At 37.6% G+C, this 21478-nt stretch carries 22 protein-coding genes and 2 tRNA genes; 15 read left to right on the top strand and 9 right to left on the bottom strand.

Features of this window, described 5'->3' with window-relative positions; all coding sequences use genetic code 11:
• Nucleotides 1-3 precede the first annotated feature (3 nt).
• Together UCH001_RS05145 and UCH001_RS05140 are read right to left on the bottom strand one after the other, a co-directional pair.
• On the bottom strand, nucleotides 4-837 hold the full coding sequence (locus UCH001_RS05145; RefSeq protein WP_067175148.1) for a universal stress protein: 834 nt from the start codon (nucleotides 835-837) through the stop codon (nucleotides 4-6).
• Between the two features lie 139 nt (nucleotides 838-976).
• On the bottom strand, nucleotides 977-1864 hold the full coding sequence (locus tag UCH001_RS05140; protein WP_067175146.1) for a 3'-5' exonuclease: 888 nt from the start codon (nucleotides 1862-1864) through the stop codon (nucleotides 977-979).
• 138 nt (nucleotides 1865-2002) lie between these two features.
• Between UCH001_RS05140 and UCH001_RS05135 the strand changes: the two genes are divergently transcribed.
• Genes UCH001_RS05135 through UCH001_RS05105 form a run of 7 tightly spaced genes read left to right on the top strand, consistent with a single transcriptional unit; the run spans nucleotide 2003 to nucleotide 8227 of the window.
• Entirely contained in the window at nucleotides 2003-3085 is a 1083-nt protein-coding gene (locus UCH001_RS05135) for an FtsX-like permease family protein (RefSeq protein WP_067175144.1), read from the top strand.
• Complete coding sequence (locus UCH001_RS05130) at nucleotides 3082-3708, top strand: ABC transporter ATP-binding protein (RefSeq protein ID WP_231963975.1); 627 nt, start codon at nucleotides 3082-3084, stop codon at nucleotides 3706-3708. Before UCH001_RS05135 ends, UCH001_RS05130 begins: the two co-directional genes overlap by 4 nt.
• Complete coding sequence (locus UCH001_RS05125) at nucleotides 3692-5269, top strand: cbb3-type cytochrome c oxidase subunit I (protein WP_067175137.1); 1578 nt, start codon at nucleotides 3692-3694, stop codon at nucleotides 5267-5269. Before UCH001_RS05130 ends, UCH001_RS05125 begins: the two co-directional genes overlap by 17 nt.
• Nucleotides 5262-6257, top strand: coding sequence for a hypothetical protein (locus UCH001_RS05120; protein ID WP_067175133.1), 996 nt, complete (start codon nucleotides 5262-5264; stop codon nucleotides 6255-6257). The genes UCH001_RS05125 and UCH001_RS05120 overlap by 8 nt, the downstream gene beginning before the upstream one ends.
• Nucleotides 6247-6786: a YceI family protein gene (locus tag UCH001_RS05115; RefSeq protein ID WP_067175132.1), complete on the top strand. Its 540-nt coding sequence runs from the start codon at nucleotides 6247-6249 to the stop codon at nucleotides 6784-6786. The genes UCH001_RS05120 and UCH001_RS05115 overlap by 11 nt, the downstream gene beginning before the upstream one ends.
• A 12-nt stretch (nucleotides 6787-6798) precedes the next feature.
• On the top strand, nucleotides 6799-7560 hold the full coding sequence (locus UCH001_RS05110; RefSeq protein WP_067175130.1) for a metallophosphoesterase: 762 nt from the start codon (nucleotides 6799-6801) through the stop codon (nucleotides 7558-7560).
• Nucleotides 7550-8227 carry a histidine kinase dimerization/phospho-acceptor domain-containing protein gene (locus UCH001_RS05105; RefSeq protein ID WP_067175128.1) on the top strand — a complete coding sequence of 226 codons (678 nt, stop codon included), beginning with the start codon at nucleotides 7550-7552 and terminating at the stop codon, nucleotides 8225-8227. Before UCH001_RS05110 ends, UCH001_RS05105 begins: the two co-directional genes overlap by 11 nt.
• On the opposite strand, the gene UCH001_RS05100 is transcribed toward UCH001_RS05105, so the two are convergent.
• Genes UCH001_RS05100 through UCH001_RS05090 form a run of 3 tightly spaced genes read right to left on the bottom strand, consistent with a single transcriptional unit; the run spans nucleotide 8224 to nucleotide 11462 of the window.
• A complete protein-coding gene (locus UCH001_RS05100; protein ID WP_067175126.1) occupies nucleotides 8224-8712 on the bottom strand; it encodes an META domain-containing protein in 489 nt (162 codons plus the stop codon). The genes UCH001_RS05105 and UCH001_RS05100 overlap by 4 nt on opposite strands.
• Nucleotides 8713-8714: 2 nt before the next feature.
• Entirely contained in the window at nucleotides 8715-10409 is a 1695-nt protein-coding gene (locus UCH001_RS05095; RefSeq protein ID WP_067175123.1) for a monovalent cation:proton antiporter-2 (CPA2) family protein, read from the bottom strand.
• A 30-nt stretch (nucleotides 10410-10439) separates the two neighbouring features.
• The gene (locus UCH001_RS05090) at nucleotides 10440-11462 is read right to left on the bottom strand and encodes a bifunctional 3,4-dihydroxy-2-butanone 4-phosphate synthase/GTP cyclohydrolase II (protein ID WP_067175120.1); all 1023 of its coding nucleotides are present in this window, start codon (nucleotides 11460-11462) and stop codon (nucleotides 10440-10442) included.
• Nucleotides 11463-11554: 92 nt separating this feature from the next.
• Between UCH001_RS05090 and UCH001_RS05085 the strand changes: the two genes are divergently transcribed.
• Together UCH001_RS05085 and UCH001_RS05080 are read left to right on the top strand one after the other, a co-directional pair.
• Nucleotides 11555-11630 (top strand) — tRNA-Gln (locus tag UCH001_RS05085).
• A gap of 18 nt (nucleotides 11631-11648) precedes the next feature.
• A tRNA-Met gene (locus UCH001_RS05080) sits at nucleotides 11649-11724 on the top strand.
• A 73-nt stretch (nucleotides 11725-11797) separates the two neighbouring features.
• On the opposite strand, the gene UCH001_RS05075 is transcribed toward UCH001_RS05080, so the two are convergent.
• Nucleotides 11798-12148: a hypothetical protein gene (locus UCH001_RS05075; RefSeq protein WP_067175117.1), complete on the bottom strand. Its 351-nt coding sequence runs from the start codon at nucleotides 12146-12148 to the stop codon at nucleotides 11798-11800.
• A gap of 41 nt (nucleotides 12149-12189) precedes the next feature.
• Nucleotides 12190-12636, bottom strand: a complete 447-nt coding sequence (locus UCH001_RS05070) for a hypothetical protein (protein WP_067175116.1) — start codon at nucleotides 12634-12636, stop codon at nucleotides 12190-12192.
• Nucleotides 12637-12784: 148 nt separating this feature from the next.
• On the opposite strand from UCH001_RS05070, the gene UCH001_RS05065 reads away from it, so the two are divergent.
• Together UCH001_RS05065 and ybaK are read left to right on the top strand one after the other, a co-directional pair.
• Nucleotides 12785-13402: a hypothetical protein gene (locus tag UCH001_RS05065; RefSeq protein WP_067175113.1), complete on the top strand. Its 618-nt coding sequence runs from the start codon at nucleotides 12785-12787 to the stop codon at nucleotides 13400-13402.
• Entirely contained in the window at nucleotides 13399-13881 is a 483-nt protein-coding gene (ybaK, locus tag UCH001_RS05060) for a Cys-tRNA(Pro) deacylase (protein WP_067175110.1), read from the top strand. Before UCH001_RS05065 ends, ybaK begins: the two co-directional genes overlap by 4 nt.
• Here ybaK and UCH001_RS05055 read toward each other — a convergent pair.
• Entirely contained in the window at nucleotides 13878-14282 is a 405-nt protein-coding gene (locus UCH001_RS05055) for a PAS domain-containing protein (RefSeq protein WP_067175107.1), read from the bottom strand. The genes ybaK and UCH001_RS05055 overlap by 4 nt on opposite strands.
• A gap of 134 nt (nucleotides 14283-14416) precedes the next feature.
• Between UCH001_RS05055 and UCH001_RS05050 the strand changes: the two genes are divergently transcribed.
• From UCH001_RS05050 to UCH001_RS05035, 4 genes are all read left to right on the top strand, one after another.
• The gene (locus UCH001_RS05050; protein ID WP_067175105.1) at nucleotides 14417-15469 is read left to right on the top strand and encodes an FIST signal transduction protein; all 1053 of its coding nucleotides are present in this window, start codon (nucleotides 14417-14419) and stop codon (nucleotides 15467-15469) included.
• Between the two features lie 79 nt (nucleotides 15470-15548).
• Nucleotides 15549-16775, top strand: coding sequence for a sensor histidine kinase (locus UCH001_RS05045; protein ID WP_067175103.1), 1227 nt, complete (start codon nucleotides 15549-15551; stop codon nucleotides 16773-16775).
• A complete protein-coding gene (locus UCH001_RS05040; protein WP_067175100.1) occupies nucleotides 16772-18949 on the top strand; it encodes an ATP-binding protein in 2178 nt (725 codons plus the stop codon). The genes UCH001_RS05045 and UCH001_RS05040 overlap by 4 nt, the downstream gene beginning before the upstream one ends.
• Nucleotides 18879-20678 (top strand): EAL domain-containing protein, encoded by a 1800-nt coding sequence (locus UCH001_RS05035; RefSeq protein ID WP_231963974.1) that lies wholly within the window; start codon nucleotides 18879-18881, stop codon nucleotides 20676-20678. Before UCH001_RS05040 ends, UCH001_RS05035 begins: the two co-directional genes overlap by 71 nt.
• On the opposite strand, the gene UCH001_RS05030 is transcribed toward UCH001_RS05035, so the two are convergent.
• The gene (locus tag UCH001_RS05030) at nucleotides 20659-21351 is read right to left on the bottom strand and encodes a response regulator transcription factor (protein WP_067175098.1); all 693 of its coding nucleotides are present in this window, start codon (nucleotides 21349-21351) and stop codon (nucleotides 20659-20661) included. The genes UCH001_RS05035 and UCH001_RS05030 overlap by 20 nt on opposite strands.
• Nucleotides 21352-21478: the final 127 nt, after the last annotated feature.

Below are 21478 nucleotides of genomic sequence, written 5' to 3'. Positions count from 1 at the left end.
AAATTATCCACGTGTAATTTTATAAACTAAAACGTCATTCGTGGATTTTTCTAAGAGGTCGAAAGCAAAAAAACTGATCTGCCCTGTCGTATGAATGGCAACAAGGTCAGCTTTTAAATCTTTATGATGGTCTTCAAAGCGCTCAGAACTGAGCAAATCTTTACGTACGATAGGAATAATTTTTTTTGCGGGTATATTCAATTTTCGTATAAAAAGATTGAGCTCACTTTCAGCACCTACACGACTCTCTTCTTTAAAATTCGATATTTCATCATCATTAAATCCATACATTCCAAGCCTAAACTCAAAAGGGACACTGTAAAGATGAAGCAAAATCAAATAAGCATGTGGAAATAAAATAGCAATATGCTGAATCATCTCTAACGAGTCATTTGACAAATCTGTTGGGATTAAAATCGTCTCATAGTCTGTATACTCAGGTTTTTTTGTCACTAAAACAGGTACACGCGACTCTCTAATAATTGCCTTAGTGTCCGAACCCATAAAAATAGCTTCCATCGGGTGTTTATTGCGGTTATCACCAATCAAGATTATACGAGCATCAATCGTCTGCGCTACAATCGAAATTATTTTTTCAGGGTTGCCCTCAAGACAATGAAATTGTTCTTTTGACAACGTAGGATACTCTGAGAGCAATGTATTCCAGCAATGTTCTTTAATAGAATCAAGATTTTTTTTCTTGAAAAAAGTCTTTTCAATGACATGAAGAACATGAAGTTTGGCTTGCTTCTTTTTTGCAAAATCAATTGCTTTTTTAAGTAAAGCTGTATAGCCTTCTGAAAAATCTGTTGCTATTAAGATAGTTAAATTTTGCATTCATTACTCCTTAAGTATGCTTTATCATGCTATGAGCTATTGAAACGATTATAACTTTTTTAAATAGTAGTGTCAATTTTAAAATGAGTTCAAACCATTACAACAATTTATATGAGTGAAGTGAAAATTTATATGGTGATTATGGATATGAAACCAAAATCTTTTCTATCGCCTCTTTTAATTCAGCATTCAGGTTATCCATCTTATTGACCATCCATAAAAGATAGTTTCTATCGATTTCTAAAACTTCCTCAGGGGTTTTGCCTGCATATTTGCCAAAGCCGATAGTAAGAGTCACACTCTCTTTAGTAGCTTCAAGGGCGTGGAGTATGGACGCTTTGACATCCGCGTCAAGTCCGTTGGCATTAAGCATATAGTGCAAGTCTTGACGATCGCTCTTAGCAACATCCACAAACTTTTTGCCTTTGTTTTTACCATAAGGAATGTGACTTAAGATGATAGGTTCTGAGCAAAGAAGAATCATCTTTGGCATAGAGTGTTCTTCGCAGAGTCGCTCAAAAAGGTGTTTAAGCACGATGACATCGCCAAGAGCGTCATGTGCTTTGATGGTAATGCCAAGCTTTTTAGCCAAGCCCTCTTCTTCCTTATACAGTCCCCATTGGTAGCGTTTGTATTGCAAACTAAACGATGTACCATCAAGCGGATAGTATGCTCTTAGAATTCGAAAGGTATCGATAAGATTCATCTTCAAAGAAAACCCCTCTTTGGAGAGCATTCCAAGGTCAAACGCCGCATTTTGTATGACCATCAGATTGGCTGGGGAGTTGAGTTCCAAAAGTCTTTTATAGGCTTTGGTTTGCACGCAACTTGGCTCGCCTTCAAGCATTTCAGGGGTAATGTGGTGAATCGCCATCGCCTCATAAGAGATAGGCAATGGTGGCATACACAGATCATTATGCACCTCTTCTATCTCAAAATCTTCATTGAGCACCAAATAACTCAGTTGACAAATGCGGTCTTTTTCTAACATACCCGTTGTTTCAGTATCTAACACAATGATTTTCATGAAGCGCGCCTTCGTGCGTGATTATCCTCCATTGTACGTCATTCTTGCTTTCAAATGTTTTATATCTAAGGAAAATTCATACTCCGTTCATCTTAATTTTCTAAAATTGTCATTAAATTATCACAACAAGGAATTTGCGTGGTTGGACTTTTTTTCAAAGCGCTAAATCGCAACCGCTTTAAAACGTTTCTCATTTATCTCAGTATCACTGTTGCGATTACGGCTATCTTTATGATAACGTCGATCTCAAGAGGTATTATCGGGATGTACTCCACGATGCTCAAAAGCGATGGAGACATCATCGTTACACAAGCTAAAATCGCCGATACTTTCTTTAGTGACGTCAACATATATCTTGCAGAGAAAATCAAAAACATTGCAGGAGTGAAAGAGGTCTATGCACTCATTTTAGGGGCTTCTCCTATCAATGACCTTCCGATTGCCGCAATTTACGGCGTAAGTGAAAACCGCTTCAAGGCGTATAGACTCACAGAAGGAGCCTACCCTAAAAAAGGCGAAGTCATTCTGGGTAAGAACATCAACGCAAGACTGCACTCTCCAAAATTTGTCACTATTTCTAACAAAACATACACTGCTTCTGGCATCTTTGAAAACGGTGTGGGCTTTGAAGATGGTGGGGCTGTGCTTAACCGAGAAGATGCTAGCGCCATCTTTAACAAAGAAGCGTCTATCTTGCTCGTGAGCATGGATAGAAACTTTGAAGCAACAACAATCATAGAGCACATCAATGCTCAAAGTTCAGACATCGAAGCCAAAACAACGCACGAGTTTGTGGACAACTACAACCAATTCAAAATCATCGAAACCTCTTCCAATGTCATTAGTGCGGTGGCGTTTTTAATGGGACTGCTAGGGATTGCTAGTCTTATCAGCATCACTATCAATGAACGACGTAGTGAGTTTGGCATTTTAAGAGCTATCGGAAAATCATCACGTTTCATTATGAGCATGATTGTCGGTGAGACATTTGTCATCACCTGTGTTGGTTTTATCTCAGCACTTTTATTCTCCAAGGCGCTTTTGTTTATGATAGCCCACATCGAGAAGTTTCAAGGGTATGTCAATGGTGAACTAAGCCTAGAGACGGTTGTTGCAGTATTTTGTTTCTCTCTCTTTATGGCGCTTCTTGGTGCATTTTTGCCTGCGTACAGTGCTTCAAAAATAGACCCGATTATTCTTATTCAAAGAGGTGCTTTATGATACTTGAGGCACATGGCATTACCCACTATTATAAAAACGACCTAGCCCTTGACAATGTCAACTTTGAAGCAAGACGTGGCGATTTTATCGCTATCGTAGGAGAGAGTGGTGGTGGAAAGTCCACGCTTCTTTCCATCCTCTCTTCACTACTACGCCCTAGTCATGGCGAGTTGTTTTTTGAGGGAAAAGCTTACACGCTCATTCCAGACATCGATGCATTTCGTCAAAAAGAGGTTGGGTTTATCTTTCAGTTTCATTACCTCATCGGGTACTTAACAATTTTGGAAAACATTAAACTTGCAGCTATCAACAAACAAAACAGCGCTATTGATGCACTTTTAAAACAGTGTGGTATCGAAGCTATTAAAGACAAGTACCCCGATGAGATTTCAGGAGGACAACGCCAACGTGCAGCCATTGTTAGGGCTTTGGTAAATGCTCCAAAAATCATCTTTGCGGATGAGCCAACAGGGAACCTAGACTCACACAATTCACAAAATATCTATGAACTTTTTAAAATGCTCTCTAAAAGTGGTACGACCATTATCATTGCAACGCATGACCGTAAAGTGTCCGAGTATGCAGACAAAATTATCGAGGTAAAAGATGGAAAAATTCTCTAGTTTTATACAAAAAGCCTTTGTCATAGGCTCTTTATTTTTTGTGCTAGGTTTGGCATGTGGGTTTGAGTATTCACTCAATCTTTTGGGCTATTTTCTCCCCTCTTCTACACTTTCAGCGGTCAATGCTAGAAGTGCGCATGTCTCCTTGATGCTCTATGGTTTTGTGCCGTTAATGCTCTCTTTTTTACCATTTGTGTTGATGGAAAAAGAGAATATCCACAGTGAAAAAGGGCTTGAAAAGCTCAAAATATACTTTACACTTTGGTGTATCTTTTTAGTTTTTATGACCATCAGCCTTCTTTTAGGTGTTCATCGAGGACTTGTTTTTTATGATTTTGCATATGAGTTCAACTTCATCCTCGCTTTTTCAGGTGTTTTTTACATCTTAGCACTGTATGACTACATCAAAGAGTACAAAGTCATACCACTGTGGATCAAAGTCTCTTTATACCTTGTTATCGCTTCGCCTATCGCGCTTTTGGTGCTTATGAACCCTGTCATCGGGCAAGTGGAAAAAACTATCGTAGGACCTCACGGAGACAATACTCTTGGCATGAGTTATACTCTCATTCCTATCTTTTATCTGCTTATAAAACTCCATGCCAAAGAACCTTTTGTCGCAAAATACCATGCCATGTGGATTATCCCACTTGTGGGTTACATCGCTTCTGTGGCTCACCGCATTTTCATAGGTGATTTGAGCTACAACCAAGAGTGGTTTTTTCAGTACCTAACCCTTTGTTTTGTGCCATTGCTCATCAAATGGCTCAAAGATGCGAAGCTTACGCTGAAAAACAGTCCTTTTCTCGTGATTTCTGTTTACTCCTTTTTATTTGTAGACATCGAGGGAAACATCTTGTTTATCCCTTCTATTCGCTGGTTGTTTCACCGCAATGACCTTGTTGTGGCTCATGCACACATCGCTATGGGTGTTGGCATCTTCTTTATGGCAATGGCAGTTGTTTCACCGTACCTTAAAAATCTCAACCAAAAAGCGTTTGGATTCTTTTATACACTAGGTTTTACACTGATGCTTATCGCACTTTCCATGGCAGGACTTATGGAAGCGGGCTTTATGCAAGCGGACATCAACCTTTTATGGACGATTCGTATGCTGTGTGGACTCTTCATTATCCTAGTGACCATGGGCTTTTTCTACCCAGAATTTGGGCTTAATGCCCAGAAAATTGACACATTAAAGCTTTACCATCTTACAGGCTTCCTCTCAGATGCACTGGGTGGTATCTTTTTGTTTGTTTTTGCTGCAACACTTTACCCACTTTTAGGCTTTGGCTTTGAAGGAAAGTATGAGTACATCGTCTTTGCGTTTATGATGACAACGGGCATCATTCATCTCTTTGGCTTGACGCAGCCCTCACATGCGCTTTTGCTTGCGAAGATAAGTGCGTTTAACCGTATCGCGGTTTCTGCGATGTTTTTATCGCTTTATCTTTCGCATCAACTCGGCATCGAAGGTATGCTCATCGCCATTTATGACCTTGTCTTTGCGTGTGTGTATATCATCTTCCAAGCAAAATTACAAAGGAGACTTTATGTTTAGTGCCCTCTTTACGCTCTTTGTTGCGAGTGAGTTTTGCTACTACTTACTCATCGCACAAACGGGCATTGTGGAAGTGTCCCACTCTGACATTCAAGCCTTCTTTACGCTTCCACTCGGTGGAGTATTGGGAAGTTTACTGGTGTACCGCTCTTTTGGCTGGTTAAATACCGACCAGAGAAAGATCATCTTTTTCATAGGGCTTCAAGCTCTTTGTTCGCTCTTTTATCCATCACTCAACCTTGTCGTTTTGGGTCTTCTTGGCATAAGCCTTGGCATGAGCGCTCCTTTGCTGATTAAACTCACACGTGGACGTTACAGTGAAATCGCCATAGCCCTTGGGTTTACCTATGCCCTTGCTACGGCACTCTTTACATACGAGCCTATTTTAAGAGGCAATCTAGCCATCGCTCTCTCACTCATTGCATTGGTGTGTAGTTTCTTTCTCCACCACGTACCTGAGCCTTTCATTGAGCAAAGAAGTCTTACACTCTATGCGGTTGTATCGATGGCAGTTTGGGCGTATTTGGATGCTAACCTTTTTGAAACACTCTCTAGAAGTGTGGATATCTCTATCTGGAGAGAGCCAACATGGCATATCATTTTAGTGTTTCACTTGGTGGGTATGGGTGTGGCATACCTGTTTCGTGATGCACTGAGAGAGTACCATTCGTTTATTATCGCACTTTTATTTGCGATGAGTTATATGCTCTATGCAGCACGAGAAGCCATACTCTTAAGCATGGTATACCCTTTTGTCATCTCGTACTATAACTTTGTCATTATGAAGCGACTCTCGAATTTTGGCAATCTTAGATTTCTTGGCATCATCATGGTTTTTACAGGCTGGATTGCAGGCGGCGGTGGACTTATGAGCGCACTTTTTGGTTACACCTATATTGGGGTTATCTTTATCTGTATGCTTTTATGTGTCGAAATCTATCACTATGTGTATCAAACTTCTCAAAAAAGGATCAACAATGTTCAGTAAAATTACCTTATCTCTCTTGGCTTCTTCTTTGTTATGCGGTGCTATGTATGCAAAAGAGCTTAGTTTTAAAGAAGGTTTTATACAGGCTCAAACAGAAATCTTAGGCGATAGCAACATTGCACCTAAAAGCAGTCATATCATTACTAAACTAACTATGGATGAAACACTAGAATCCCTAAATGGCGATATTTCATTCGAGTTATTGAGTCTTAAAAGCGAGAACGAAAAACGTGATGAACATATGCATGAAACGCTTCATGTTAAAGAGCATCCAAGTACCAACTTTAAGCTCAAAGAAGTTAAAAAAGAGGCAGATGGTTACCATATTTTAGGCGTATTGACCCTCAACAATCAAATCAAAGCCATTGACACAAAAGCCGAAATTTCAGAGCAAAACAACCTTGTGAAACTCAAAGGTGGTTTTAATATCAAGATGACTGAGTTTGGTATCGAGCCTCCAACATTGCTCTTTTTAAGTGTACGAGACGAAGTAGCGATTACGTATGATCTTGCATTGGCAAAGCAATAGAAGTAGAATACCATGTTTGAAAAAGCGTATGAGAAACTCACTATTAAAAGAGTACTCGTAGGCATAGACAACTTGCCTGCTTCGTTTGAAAACTTTACCATAGTGCATTTAAGCGATGTGCATATTAATGCGAAAACGCCTCTTCACGCACTTGAAACATTGGTAGCGAAGATCAACACATTTGATATCGACATGATCGCTCTAACGGGCGATCTCTTTGATGCTTCACTTTTTAAAATTCGCACCCACCTAGAAATTTTAAAGCAATTAAAACATCCTGTTTATTTTGTCAGTGGCAACCATGACCTTACGTTTGCACGAAAACGTCTTTTTGATGAAGTGAAAAAACTGGGTTTTATACTCCTTGATAACCAGCTCATTACACTTGAAAGAGATGGTGAGCATTTACACCTTTTGGGCTTAAGTGACGCCTTTAGTCGCTACTTTGGCTTAGAGCGCCATGAAAAAGCACTTTTTTCCAAACTGACGCCACACGTTCCATCCATCCTTCTCGCACATCAACCCAAAGACATACGTTTTGCAAAAGAATTTTCCATTGACTTGCAGCTTAGTGGTCACACCCATGGTGGGCAGATATACCCTTTTGGCTATATCGTAAGACTCTTTCAGCCTTATATAAAAGGCTTGCATAAAAACGGTAAAACGCAGATTTATGTTAATACAGGGTATGGAAGCTGGGGCTTTAATTTTCGTTTTTGCGCTCCAAGTGAAATAGCTATTATCAAACTTATAAAGGAAATCCATGCAAATTAAAATTAAACTGTTGTTGTGGTTTCTTGCGATTCAAACACTCATCTTGGCAAGTTTTAATTACGCACTCTATCTTAATATAGAACACCACCTCACTGAAAAATTTTATGCAACCCATCAAACCCATGAGCTGGTTGAGCATTTTTTATCAAGAATGTGGATACTAACCCCATTTATCGTGCTACTTTCAAGCATTGGCGGTTATGTTTTGATTACAAAGTACTTTCAACCCATTCAACATATGCTCAAAGAGATTCAAGCGATTACGCCAAAAGACCTTTCAAAGCGCATTAAACAACGTCCTTTCAATGATGAAATCAACCATTTAGCTATCGCGTTTAATGAAATGTTAGAACGGCTTGAAAAAGCTTTTTGTGGGGTTAAAGAGTTTAATACCAATGCATCCCATGAACTGCGTACACCACTGACCATTATGCGAGGAGAAATAGAGATAGCCTTGCGTAAAGAACGCTCAAATGAAGAGTATCAAACGATTTTACAAACACAACTTGAAGAGATTAAAACACTTCAAAAATTGATGGAAGACTTACTTTTTTTAGCAGAATACGATCTACTAGAAACACAAAATGAACTTGAAGATTTAGGGACACATACAAAAACCCTTCTTGAAATCAAAAAGGCTTTTTGTACGAAGAATGCAGCGACTTAAGGCTGATATACCGCCTCAAATGTTGCTACAGTTTTGCCCTCTTTTTGAAGCAGTAAAACACCCTCTTCAATGCTGTACGATTCTACTTTCTCTAAAGCTTTCAAAAACGCTGACTCATCGCGAAGTCTTGGACACGCCATCATCGTTGAAGCCACACGTGAAAATTTTACGTGAGAAGAAGCTTCATTTAATTCATAACTTCCGAGTAAAATATTGCATCCGCCGAAGCCTTGTAAACGATGACCTTCAAGTCTTAATATGATATAAGCCTCACGTGCATGAGGATCTTCAATCACTGCTTTTCCCTCTACTCCGATAAGCTTCCAATAGACTTCTTGTAAGCGCTTCTCTGGCACATTAGCCTCAGGAGTCACTGACTCTGAGGAAATGACTTCAGCTGGTTTTTCTTGTGTTGCAGAGGCCGCACAGCCAACCAAAACAAAGGCAAAGATACATACACTTACCATAATCCATAAACGATTCATTGTTACTCCTTGGTCATCTCTCGAATGAGCTCATACTCATTTTTACGTAATGATTCAAGCAATGCATTGATTTCATCATTTGGTACACCCATTTGATTAAGAGCTTCTTCACCTGTACGAATACTACTCTCCAATGTTTCAGCAATAACCCAACTCGCACCCGATAATAACAATTTATCCATCGCTTTAATGTCTAAAGCACGTGCTAAAATCTTAATATGCGGATAATTCTCTTTGATGTGTTTAACTACTTTGATAGCGTTGAGACTATGATCGATGGAGACAATGACCATCGAAGCTTGATCTAGTTTGATGGTATTGAGCAGTTTCATATCGGTGATGTCGCCAAAAAAGACAGGTAATCCCTCTCTTCGCCCATGCGCCACTTCTGTTGTATTAATGTCAAAAACCATAAAAGGGATACCACTACTTTTGAGCATTTTAGCGATGACTTTTCCTGTACTACCATAACCGGCAACCACAACTTTTTGTTCCATGCTTGCATTGTCGGTATTGAAATACGAAAATTGTGAAAGATTGGCAAGTTTATTAGCGATCGTACAGCCAAAACTATACAACACAGGTGTTACGAGCATACTGATAGAGATAACTCCAATACCCACAACAAAAAGTGTATCGTCAATAATTCCCAATGCCTTTGCCGCACCAAAAAGAACAAAACCAAATTCACCACTTTGATTGAGCAAAAATGCAAGTTTGATCGCACCACTTTTATTGCCACCAAAAAGGAGCACCAAGACAAAAACAACCAGTGCTTTTAAAACAAGAATGACTACGATATGTGTGCTAAAAATCCAAGGATCTTTAAAAATTGCATTAAAATCAATCGACATACCAACAGCAATAAAGAAAAGGCTCATCAAGATACCTTTAAAAGGCTCAAGACTTGATTCGATCTGAAAACTATAACGAGAGGTAGAGAGAAACATACCCATCAAAAAAGCACCCAGTGCCATTGAAAGTCCCGCATGGTCCATTAAAAATGCTGCAAGAACAACACTAAGCAATGTTAGCAGTAAAAATGCATCCTTATTGCGTTGTTTAGCTACTTTATCAAGTGCTTTTGGAATGATATAACGACCAAACGCCACTAAAAGTGCGAACATCACTACAACGGTTGCTAATGACTCAACCCAAGACGTATCTACATTTTGTTCTTGTGATGAAAGCCAAGGAAGAACGGCCAATAAAGGGACAACCGCTAAATCTTGAAGCAGCAAAATAGCAAAAGCGTTTTTACCGTGTTCGGTGTTGATTTTTCCTTTTTCTTGTAAGAGTTGCATGACTAATGCTGTCGAAGAAAGCGCAAGTGTAAAACCAATCAGCATTGCTACGGCTAGACTCTCTACAAAAAAGTTCATATACAAACCAAGAACAACGCCAGAGGCGATCACTTGTAACGATCCGAGTCCAAAGACCTCTTTTCGCATCGACCAAAGTTTAGAGGGTTGCATTTCAAGCCCAATGATGAAGAGCAATAGTACAACCCCAAATTCTGTAAAATGGCGTAATGATTCAACTTCACTCGTTACGGTAAAGCCACCTGTATGTGGACCCACTATAATACCTGCAATCAGCAACCCTAAAATTGAACCAAGTCCAATTCGTTTTGAGAGTGTTACCATAATTGCAGTTACAGCGAGCAGTACCAACACTGAGAAAAGGAAAAAATCCATCTACGTCCTTTGAATGTTAAAGATGATATGTTACAAAACAATCTCTTGATGAATATTCAGCCCAAAACCAGATAATCCAACATAATCTTTGCGTTTAGTCGTAGAAAGTAAATTGATATTTTCAATGCCTAATTTTTTCAAAATTTGCGCACCAATACCAAATTCTCTCAGTTCTGGATTTGTAGTGTATTCGCTATCGATAAAGACAAAAATACCATTGTTCTTTTTAAGATACTCGATCGCTTTTAAAACACCTTGGAACTTTTTCTCATTGGCTAATAGTTCGTTATCTGGCAAGATGTGATGGAATTTTACCGCACTTGTTTTACCAATGTCACCAAATGCGTAAACAATATGATGATTTCCTTCATGATCTACCATATCAATTTTACGTGTTTCTGTACCAAAGAACTCTACAAGTCCTGAAGTGACTTCACGTACCAAAGATTCTGCTTGCATACGGTATGCCACAATGTCAGAAATGTAGACAATATTAATATCATGTTTTTTGCAGAAAAGATCAAGATCATCACGTCTAGCCATATGACCATCTTCTTTCATGACTTCACAAATAACAGCTACTTCACTAAGCCCTGCTAAACGACAAAGATCGACAGAACCTTCTGTGTGTCCTGTACGAACCAATGTACCGCCTTTGCGTGCGATAAGTGGGAAAATATGACCTGGTTTAACCAGCTCGGAAGGACGGCTCAGAGAATCGGCAAGAATTTTAATCGTAATGTCACGCTCATACGCTGAAATACCCGTAGAGCAAACACGCGCATCCACTGAAACCGTAAAAGCTGTTTCATGCTGAGAGTCATTATTTTTAACCATAGGAGTTAAATCTAAACGCTTCGCGATCTCTTCATTTAATGAAACACAAATCAAGCCTTTTGCTTCAGAGGCCATAAAATTGACTTTTTCAGGAGTCGAGAATGTTGCTGCATAAACAAGATCACCCTCATTTTCTCGGTCTTCATCATCGACCATCATTACCATTTTGCCATGCTTAATATCTTCTATTGCTTGTTTGACTCTTTGAATAGGCATCTTTGCTCCAAATAATAGTTTTAAAAGATTATAGAAAAAAACCCTTGACAAACAAATTAAAAGTGACTATAATTTCACCTCGTTTAAGGCATTGGGGTATAGCCAAGCGGTAAGGCAACTGGTTTTGGTCCAGTCATTTCAGGGGTTCGAATCCCTTTACCCCATCCACCTTTTAACTTTCTCCGTCGCGGGATAGAGCAGTTGGTAGCTCGTCGGGCTCATAACCCGAAGGTCGCTGGTTCAAGTCCGGCTCCCGCAACCATTTCTTCTTCAAAACTTATCAAGCAAAATTCAAAATATCACAAACACCCTATCAAAAAATGCTTAGTGCCGTTTTATTTATGCTCCTTTTTGGCATTTTCTAAAGCTTTGTTGGTTGTATTTTTTATTTCGTTGACTTCTTTAGTGATGGTCGATACAACACTAGGTACATCCTTCATGTTATTTAACAAAAAAACCTCTTTGATAAGATAACCCACCATACCTATCATAATCAAATACCAAATGAAATTTGGTATGCCAAATGTAGTATTGGGATTACTTCTTTTTAGGTCTGATGTTGAGATCAACTCACCCAATTCTCGAAACATCATCTTTTCTTTATCGTCTGTTTTACTCTGTGATTGTTGCAATTTTTGTGAAAACTGCCCTAGTAGATTGAGTATTCTACGTTCTTTGTGAAGCATTTTAATTACCTTACTTGTCTTAACAACATTTCATGTGTTGTTTATTTCACGCGTTTATAAACCGTTTTAAAACCACCCGCTTCGGAGGAGATAGTATTTTCATCTATGATTTTATAGGTGTTACCTACCTTTATTGTATCGTCAATGACAATGACTTTATTCTCTGAAACATCATAAGTGACAGGATTTTTTGTGCCAAAAGAAGACATGGAAGTTCGATCAAATTCTATTTCCATAATACCTAAAACCGTTTGAGCTCTCCATTTACCTAAAAGAGGATTGTAGTTGATCGTATGATCAATCGCATATTTTATACCAAACCCTACAAAAAAAATAACAACACAGCTTGCCAATAGATTTAACAACAGCGAAGGACGTTTTGAGCTCTTTTTTGCTGCTTTACTCTGCGGTTTTAGATTTCTCTTTTTAGCCACAGTTTTTGGCTTTATAGGTTTGTCTTTTTTGGGATTTAACGCATTGGGGCGCATTGGGTACCTTATTTTAGTGTTTCCATGTATGCCATTATAGCACTTTAATATATTGTAGAACTTCATGAACCTTTTTGCCCTTCTCATCGTCATTAAAAGTTTCAAATGCTATAATTTCGGCATTGTAAGATTATGTACAAGGCAAACAATGTTTTCTAAATTTATGAAATTTTTTGAAGTAAAACCCGATGAAACGCTTGATTATATGGATCCAGACAAGCTTCTTAAAAACAAAAAAAGAATTCTCAAAGATCCTTTGAATCAAGAAGATGAAGATGAATTTTTTCGACAACTTGAAGAAGAAAACAACGTATTAGAGCATCAGAATGTACGTCCTGAACCACGAATTCAGCCTAAAAATCAGCCTAACAGAGAGTCTGTTTTAGAAAAGATGCGACAATGCATGAAAGAACGAGATTGGAATCCAAAACATCACCCAAGAATCGTTATAGGTGCTGCTGCTGTTCTTATTGGAACAGTGATTATGGCTATTGCACTGCATGAAACACCAAATCCACTCATTGGTAAATGGCAACCTCAAAAGAAAAGCAATATATTTGCCCCAACCGGTGACATTGAATTTCAAAAAGATAAAATTTTAGCCAACGGTATTAGCACACCTATTCAATACACCATCGAAAAACAGTATGTTGAAGTCACTGACCTAAATACTAAAATGCGTATACCTTTTTATATCACCAATGAAAAAACAATAGAGTTGAATCTTTTAGGCATTAAAACTACCTATAAAAAGATAGAAAAATGAGTAGTCTTAAAAAAACAAATGCTGCACGCTTTTTAGATACACTCAAACTTTCTTACGAGATGACCTCTTATGAAGTAGATGAGGAAGATCTAAGTGCTACACACGCGGCTGAAGCGCTTGGTGTTGATGCCTCTTGTGTTTTCAAAACATTAGTAGCCAGAGATGATGCAAAACATATTATCGTTGCATGTATTCCAGCAGCAACAGAGATTGATCTTAAAGCATTGGCACGTGTTGCCAAAGTAAAACGATGCGAGCTGGTTGCCGTTAAAGAACTTTTAGGACTTACAGGTTATATCAGAGGTGGCTGTTCACCACTCGCAATGAAAAAAAACTATCCTACGTTTATCGATAGTTCTGTCAAAGAACATGACAAAGTGTATGTGAGTGCAGGACTCAGAGGTGCACAGTTGTGTCTTTCTCCTGATGTACTGATACAAGCATCTCATGCAACATGTGAAGCATTGATTAAGGGTTAATGCCCTTTTGCTTCCTCTAAAGCACGTCTAAGATCATCTATATCTGTGTGAGTACCAACAACTCGCACAGGTGCTCCCTTTGCATTCTTTTCAACAACACTTCCTTGATCTAAAATCCATCGGTACGTTCCATCTTTGCATAAAATGCGATGTTCATTACGGTAATGTTCTATCTGACCACTAAATAATGCTGCAAGTTCATTGATGCACTGGTTGAAGTCATCTGGATGTACACGAGAACTCCACTCCTCTACATTGTTATGAATTTCATCAGGTTCATAACCCAACATTTTTTTCCACTGTGTCGAAAAAAACACCTCATTCGTAACAGCGTTCCAATCCCAGACACCATGTCCTGCGATATTTAACATATTTATATAACGTTGTTCGAGTTCTTCCATCAACTTACCCTTTACCTTTTCATTAAATAGCAAAATCATAACACGCGAATGTTGCAATCGTGTTATATTGATTTTGCAACGCGTTTATCACACTTATGTAATACAATAACTTCAGAAAAATTTTTGGAGTAACCATGTTTGAACGCATCACCTTTGTTCAGCGCATTGAAGATTTACATGCAAAACTTCGGGAAGGCTCGTATTTACTGCTTATTGCAGAAGATACACCTTTCTTAGAAATACCAAAATATGAAGATGTGAATGTTTGTGGTGCCATTTTTCCAAGAGTGATTTTTAAAGGCAAAACGTATGCAAGTGGCATTATCGTTGCAAAACTGAGTTCAACATCATCTCTACATATCTTTGATATGGATACACCTAATCCACTCCAACCCAAATCAGATATCAATTCTGCTCTAGTAATTGTCGATGGCTTTTCATCTCAAATAGATGATTTTTTAGAAGAGTTTTACTCATTTTTACCCGAAAAAACAAAACTTATCGGTGGCGGTGCAGGTAAAACATGCCTTATACAAGAACCTATTTTATTTGATGCTCATCGTTTTTATATGAATGCTGCAATCATCATTACGTCAACAAGTACAATTGGTCTAGGTACAAAACATGGATGGAAACCCCTTGTTGGACCTTTTATAGCGACAACATGTAACGGAAATGTTTTAGAAAAAATCAATTTCAAAAATGCATTTAATGTATACAAAGAAGCAATAGAAAAAGACAGTAATATACGCTTCGACAGTACACCGTTTTTCAAAATTTCACAACGTTATCCATTAGGAATCGTCCGTTATAATAAAGATTTTATTGTACGAGAACCTGTTACAACCGATGGTCATAATATCGTTTTAGTTGGAAAACTCGATTGTAATTCTGTATTATCAATTCTCAAGGCTGAAAAAGAAAACCTTCTAGAAGCAGCCAAAGAAGCTGCAGAAATATCATATGCAGATAAAGAAGATGAAAACATTCAATCCGTCTTGATGATAGATTGTATTTCTAGATATTCTTTATTGGATAAATCATTTAAAGAAGAAATGCGTGCCATTCGTAGTGTTTATGCTCCAAAGACCATTCTTTGGGGTGTTATAAGCCTTGGTGAAATTGCTAATGACAGCCAAGAAAATATCGAATTTTATAATAGCACATGTGTTGTAGGGACACTATAAAAATGTTTAACCTTTATATGTATCAACATCTTTATAGTCTCTTCACTTTAGCGTACAATATGTGCTTTAGGAGCCTTTAATGCAACAACTCAACGAACAACTTTTAATTACATTCGAGTGTGTCAGCGCAATAGGAACATCCCTTCAACTCAAAGAGATGATGGAGCATTTTTTAAAAGTTTTTTCACGAAAAACAGGTGCTCTTGCTGCAATTTATTGGGAGCATGACAAACACTCAAAACAGTATAGACAACTTTGTCTGCAAGGTAAAAAAGCCTATCAAGAAATTTTTATTGCACCGCACGCACTGATAAAAAATGAATCTATACATTATGATGCAAAAAGTGGAAAATCTTTTCTATATATCAAACTAGGTGATGATTGGATTGTGTTTATTTTTCAAGCAAGCAAAAGTGAAATTGAGCTCATAAAAGCTATCATCATCTCTTTCCAATCAAAACTAGAGAATGCTGTGCGTGCCTGTAAAAACCATCTTGAGCTGATCGAAATCAACCAGACGTTGGAACGTCGAGTAGAAGAAGAGGTAAAAAAAAATCGAGAGAAAGATCAACATATTTTACAACAATCTCGTCTTGCGCAAATGGGCGAGATGATCAGTATGATCGCTCATCAATGGCGCCAACCATTAGGCTCTATTTCTGCTGTGTCTGCTTCTATTAAACTTAAAACCACACTCAATCGTTTTGATTACTCAACACCAGAAGGTCAAGAAGAGAGCAAACGCTTTATCAGCGAAGCAATGAGTAAAATTGAATCGTATGTACAATTCCTAACCCACACCATCGATGATTTTCGTAACTTTTTTAAACCCAACAAACAAAAAGAGAGCGTTACTCTCACACAACTGGTAAACCGCACATTAGAAATTATCGGAAAAGCCCTTGAAATCAATGGAATTACTGTGAAAGTCGAAACGCATGCCACCCGTGAGATTTTTACCTACGCCAATGAAGTCACGCAAGTTATACTTAATATTCTTAAAAATTCGGAAGATGTTATCAAAGAACGCGAAATTCATCATGCGCATATCGCTATTACCATTGGGAAAGAAGAAAAATGGCAAACAATTAGCATTGAAGATAATGCGGGAGGCATTCCTAAACATATATTACCACATATATTTGAACCCTATTTTTCAACAAAAAGTGAAAAAAATGGTACAGGATTGGGGCTTTATATGTCTAAAACCATTATCGAAGAGCATTGCAATGGTGAAATTTTAGCTTCCAATACACCAACAGGTGCTAAATTTACCATTAAACTCAAAGAAGGTTCATTGATATGATGCAATACTCCCTCTCAAAACTGGTTAAAAAAGAGTATCTAAAATCAATTATTTATCCTTTACTTCTGATTGAAGCAATGCTTTTGGGTGCATATTTTTGGAGTAACGCTTACGTCAACACCGCTACACAAAACACCTTGATTGAAGAAAGTAAAGTACATATTAAAGAGATCAGTAAGCGCTCTGCTACCATCATCAATAGTGAGTTTAAAGCCATCTCAGACATTACTTTACTGTTTCAAAAAGAGCATGAAAACTTTTTTGCTTCTTATAACCCTTCTTTGATTATAAATAAAGATAGTTCGTACAGTGTGACTGACACAGGGGTCATTACAAACACAAAAAAAAGAGAGGACTCTTGTACGCTATTTTTCTCCAATGTTCAAAAACAAGAACCTCATCGGCTTGAAAAAGCTATTGCTACGGAAAAATTGGATGCTTTTTACAATGCCATTTTAAATACCAACGAAAACATTGCACAGGTCTATTTTAACTCGTATGATTCCATGAACAGACTTTGTCCTTTTATGCCAGACGCTCTCAGCCAATACGCGCATGACATCAATATTCCAACATTCAACTTTTACTACCTTGCCGACAAAATTCACAATCCACAACAAAAAGTCGTTTGGACGGATGCCTACTTAGACCCAGCAGGGCTGGGCTGGATGATCAGTGCTATAGCTCCAGTCTATAAAGGAGACTTTCTAGAAGGTGTTGTGGGCATCGATGTCACCATTGATCAACTTATTACCAATATTCTCTCTATACAGCTTCCTTATACCTCAATGGCGATGCTTGTGGATGAAAAAGGCCATATTTTGGGCATGAGTAAGGCATTAGAACCCTATCTTGGGATCAAAGAGTTAACCTCACATAGTTACAAAGCACCTATTGAAACAACCATCAGTAAGCCACAAGACTTTAATATTTTTACCAACAAAAACAATGCACTTGCAACATCATTGGGTAGGATAATACAAGAAAACAATAGTATGACAGAATTTCACAGCGATCATGGTGATTTGATTATCACGCAACATAACATCCCGCAAACGAGCTGGAAGTTTGTTCTTCTGCTCGATAAAGAATCCTTGCTAGCCAATAGCACCAAACTCAAAGATAAAACAAATGTTGTCGGCTTTATAGCACTGGGACTTATGGTACTTTTTTATCTCATTTTTCTTTTTGCACTCCTAAGCCGTGCCAATCAATTTTCAAACCAAATTCTTTCTCCATTGTATGAACTTATTGAAGCGACAAAAAAATTTAAAGATAAACTGACAACAATGAAGATGGAACGTTCACATATTATCGAGATCAATACACTTTTAGATAATTTCACAGCTATGAGCCAAGAGCTTCAAGAACTTTATGACTCTATGGATCGGAAAATTAAAGAGGGTGTCGTTGAAAAAATGGAAACTCAAAAAATGATGATTTACCAATCACGTTTGGCGCAAATGGGTGAAATGATCAGTATGATAGCCCATCAATGGCGCCAGCCTCTTGGTGCGATTTCAGCCGTCACTGCTAGCATAAAACTCAAACAGAGCCTTAAAAAATTTGATTTGCTTACCGAAGAAGGAAGAAAAGAACAAGAAGCATTTTTAACAACATCTATCAGTAAAATAGATAATTACATCCAATTTCTTACGACCACCATTGATGATTTTAGAAACTTTTTTAGACCAGAACAACAACACGAGCAAACTTCGCTTAAAATCATCATAGAAAGAGCACTCAATCTTATTGGAAAAAGCTTAGAAGTACACAAAATTACCTTGAACTTTACCAATAGTTCAGACAATGACCTCATAACCTATGAAACCCAAGTGATGCAAGTCATCATTAATATTATCAAAAATGCACAAGACGTTATTCTCGAAAAAAAGTTAGAAAATGGTACTATATGGCTTAATGCGTATGAAGAAAATGCGTTTTTTGTCATCACTATTGAGGATAATGCCGGTGGCATTCCTGAGTCTATCATTACGAAAATATTCGATCCATATTTTTCTACGAAATCCGAACGTAATGGTACGGGGCTAGGACTTTATATGTCAAAAACGATTATTGAAGAGCACTGTCATGGTGCTTTATATGTCGAAAATACACCAAATGGTGCAAAATTTACCATCAAAATTCGCGGAGAACACAACAGTGCAAATTAGCCTTACCGATCTTTTAAGCCTTACTTCTAATTTACATGTTTTATACGTCGAAGATGATGTGGTATTACGTGAAAACACTGTTGCACTCCTGCGTGATCTTTTTCATCAAATTGATGAAGCAAGCGATGGTGTTGAAGCACTTAAATGCTATAAAGAACATCCTAATGGTTATGATATTGTCATTACCGATCTTAACATGCCTCATATGAATGGTATGGATCTCATTAGAAATATTCAATCTATTAATCCAAAACAACCTATCATCGTTGTTTCAGCGCACAATGAAACAGAATTTTTTCTAGAGAGTATTCGCAATAATGTCAATGGCTATATCTTAAAACCAATCGATTTTGACCAGCTTTTAGAAACACTTTTTAAAGTCGCTTCATTGGTAAAAGAGCGCTTTACAAAAGCATCTATTCATGCAAAATTGCAACAAAAACTCGATGAGCAGAGTAAACAACTTGCAGAAAATTCTCAACTTGTACACGAGTTTTTAACCATTGATAAAATCACAAAACTCAAAAACGCAACCATGCTTTATCACTTTTTAGATAATTTTGATGAAGAACATTCATTAACCATTATGCTTTACAATATCGATAATTTCAGTTTCATCAATCAAACCTATGGCTCAGGATTTGCAGATCAAGCCCTTTTTAAAGTAGGTGAATACTTACAATACAATCTTTCAAAAGAGGTACATCTCTATCGTTACAATTCAGATGAATTTGTTATTATTTTCGATCCGCAAATCATTAATCCTGAGTTCGTTGCGATACAAATTCAAGCCTTTTTTCACGAAACCCCTATTGGCGAGTACGAGAATCAGCCTGTGTATATTACTCTTTCATGCGGTATAGCCACAGCCAACTCACCTGCAGCACTTCTTCCAAATGCACGTATTGCACTCAGGGAAGCAAGAATGCGAGGCGTACCAAACCAATATAACATTTACAATACGCAAGATATTTTTCTCAAACGTTCTAAAATTGAAACAACATGGATACAAAAGTTTCGTATCGCGTTAGAAGAAGATCGTGTTGTGCCCTATTTTCAGCCTATTATCGATAATCAAACCGAAGAAATTGTCAAATACGAATGTCTGGCTCGCGTGGAAGATGATGGCGAAATCATCTCTCCAGCTCATTTTCTAGAGGCAGCAAGGCGCAGTGGTCTTATGAGTAATCTTACACGTATTATGATCAATAAAGCATTTAAAATTTTCTCTGGACAGAATGTAGCATTTTCGATCAATATCACCAATGAAGACCTTCTGAATAAGGCTTTTATAGACTTTTTAGAAGCAAAACAACAGCTTTACACAATTGATCCAAAGCTCGTTACGTTTGAAATCTTAGAAGATATTATCATCAGTGATATCAATCGTGAACCTCTTAGAAATTTACAGATACTCAAAAGTATGGGTTATTCTCTTGCATTAGATGATTTTGGAAGTGATAGATCAAATTTCAACCGCTTAGAGGCGCTAGGTGTGGATTTTATTAAAATTGATGGTCAGTTTATCAAGGGGATTCACGAAAACCCTCGTAATCAAGACATTGTAGAGTCTATAGCATCTATGGCACAAAAGATTGGTATCAAAGTTGTCGCTGAATTTATTTCAACAAAAGAAGAGTTTGAGATGGTTAGAAAATTGGGAGTACACTACTCTCAAGGCTTTTTCTTTAACGCCCCCTTAGAGCTTCCTATGAAGGATGTGCGGTAAGCTTGTAACCTCTATTTTTTAAGTTAATAATACACTCATCATAGCCAAGCTTATCCCGAACACGCTTCACGAGTGCTCGAAGTGTAGAGTTATTGATCTCATCACTCTGCCAAATCGCTTGTGAGAGTTGTTCATTACGTACAAAAGTATTTGCATTTTTCACTAAAAGGAAGAGTAAACACTCCTCTTTTTCCGTAAGTTCTTTAAGAACACCATTGACAAAAAGACTTTTTGCTTTCAAATCAAAACTCACCCCATCATGCAACGACACCATACTAGACTCTAAAGGCGTATGTTTATGATGCAGTTGATTTGTCACTTTTATCATCGTGTTGATTAAGAGTTGAGAGTCAAAAGGCTTTGTTAAAAAACTGTAAATTCCTAAATCAATGCTTTTGAGAAAATAATCAACTTCTTTATACGCAGAGATAACAATCACCATTTGAGAGGGATTTTTTTTCCTAATTTTTTCGACTAAACTCAGACCATTTTGATGCGGGAGCTGAATATCAGTAATTACCAAATCATACGTAGAAGTGAGGTATTTTTCATAAGCTTCTTCTGCTGAATCAACAGAATCAATCTTATCAAAAAAATCAGACAGGAAGATTCCCAACTCTTCATTTAAAGAGAGATCATCTTCTACAAGGAGTAAAGACAATGATTCACTCACTTTTATTCCTCAATGAGTAGATTTGCCAAAATATAAGCACATATCGCGGAAAGTATATCAAAAAATACAACACAAATACAACGTCAAGAGTATATAATTAAAGCATAAATCCATCTGGGGAGTCATT

Origin of the sequence: Sulfurospirillum sp. UCH001 (assembly GCF_001548035.1) — a bacterium.
Classification (GTDB): Bacteria; Campylobacterota; Campylobacteria; order Campylobacterales; family Sulfurospirillaceae; genus Sulfurospirillum.
This window is presented reverse-complemented; position numbering and strand designations above follow the sequence as displayed.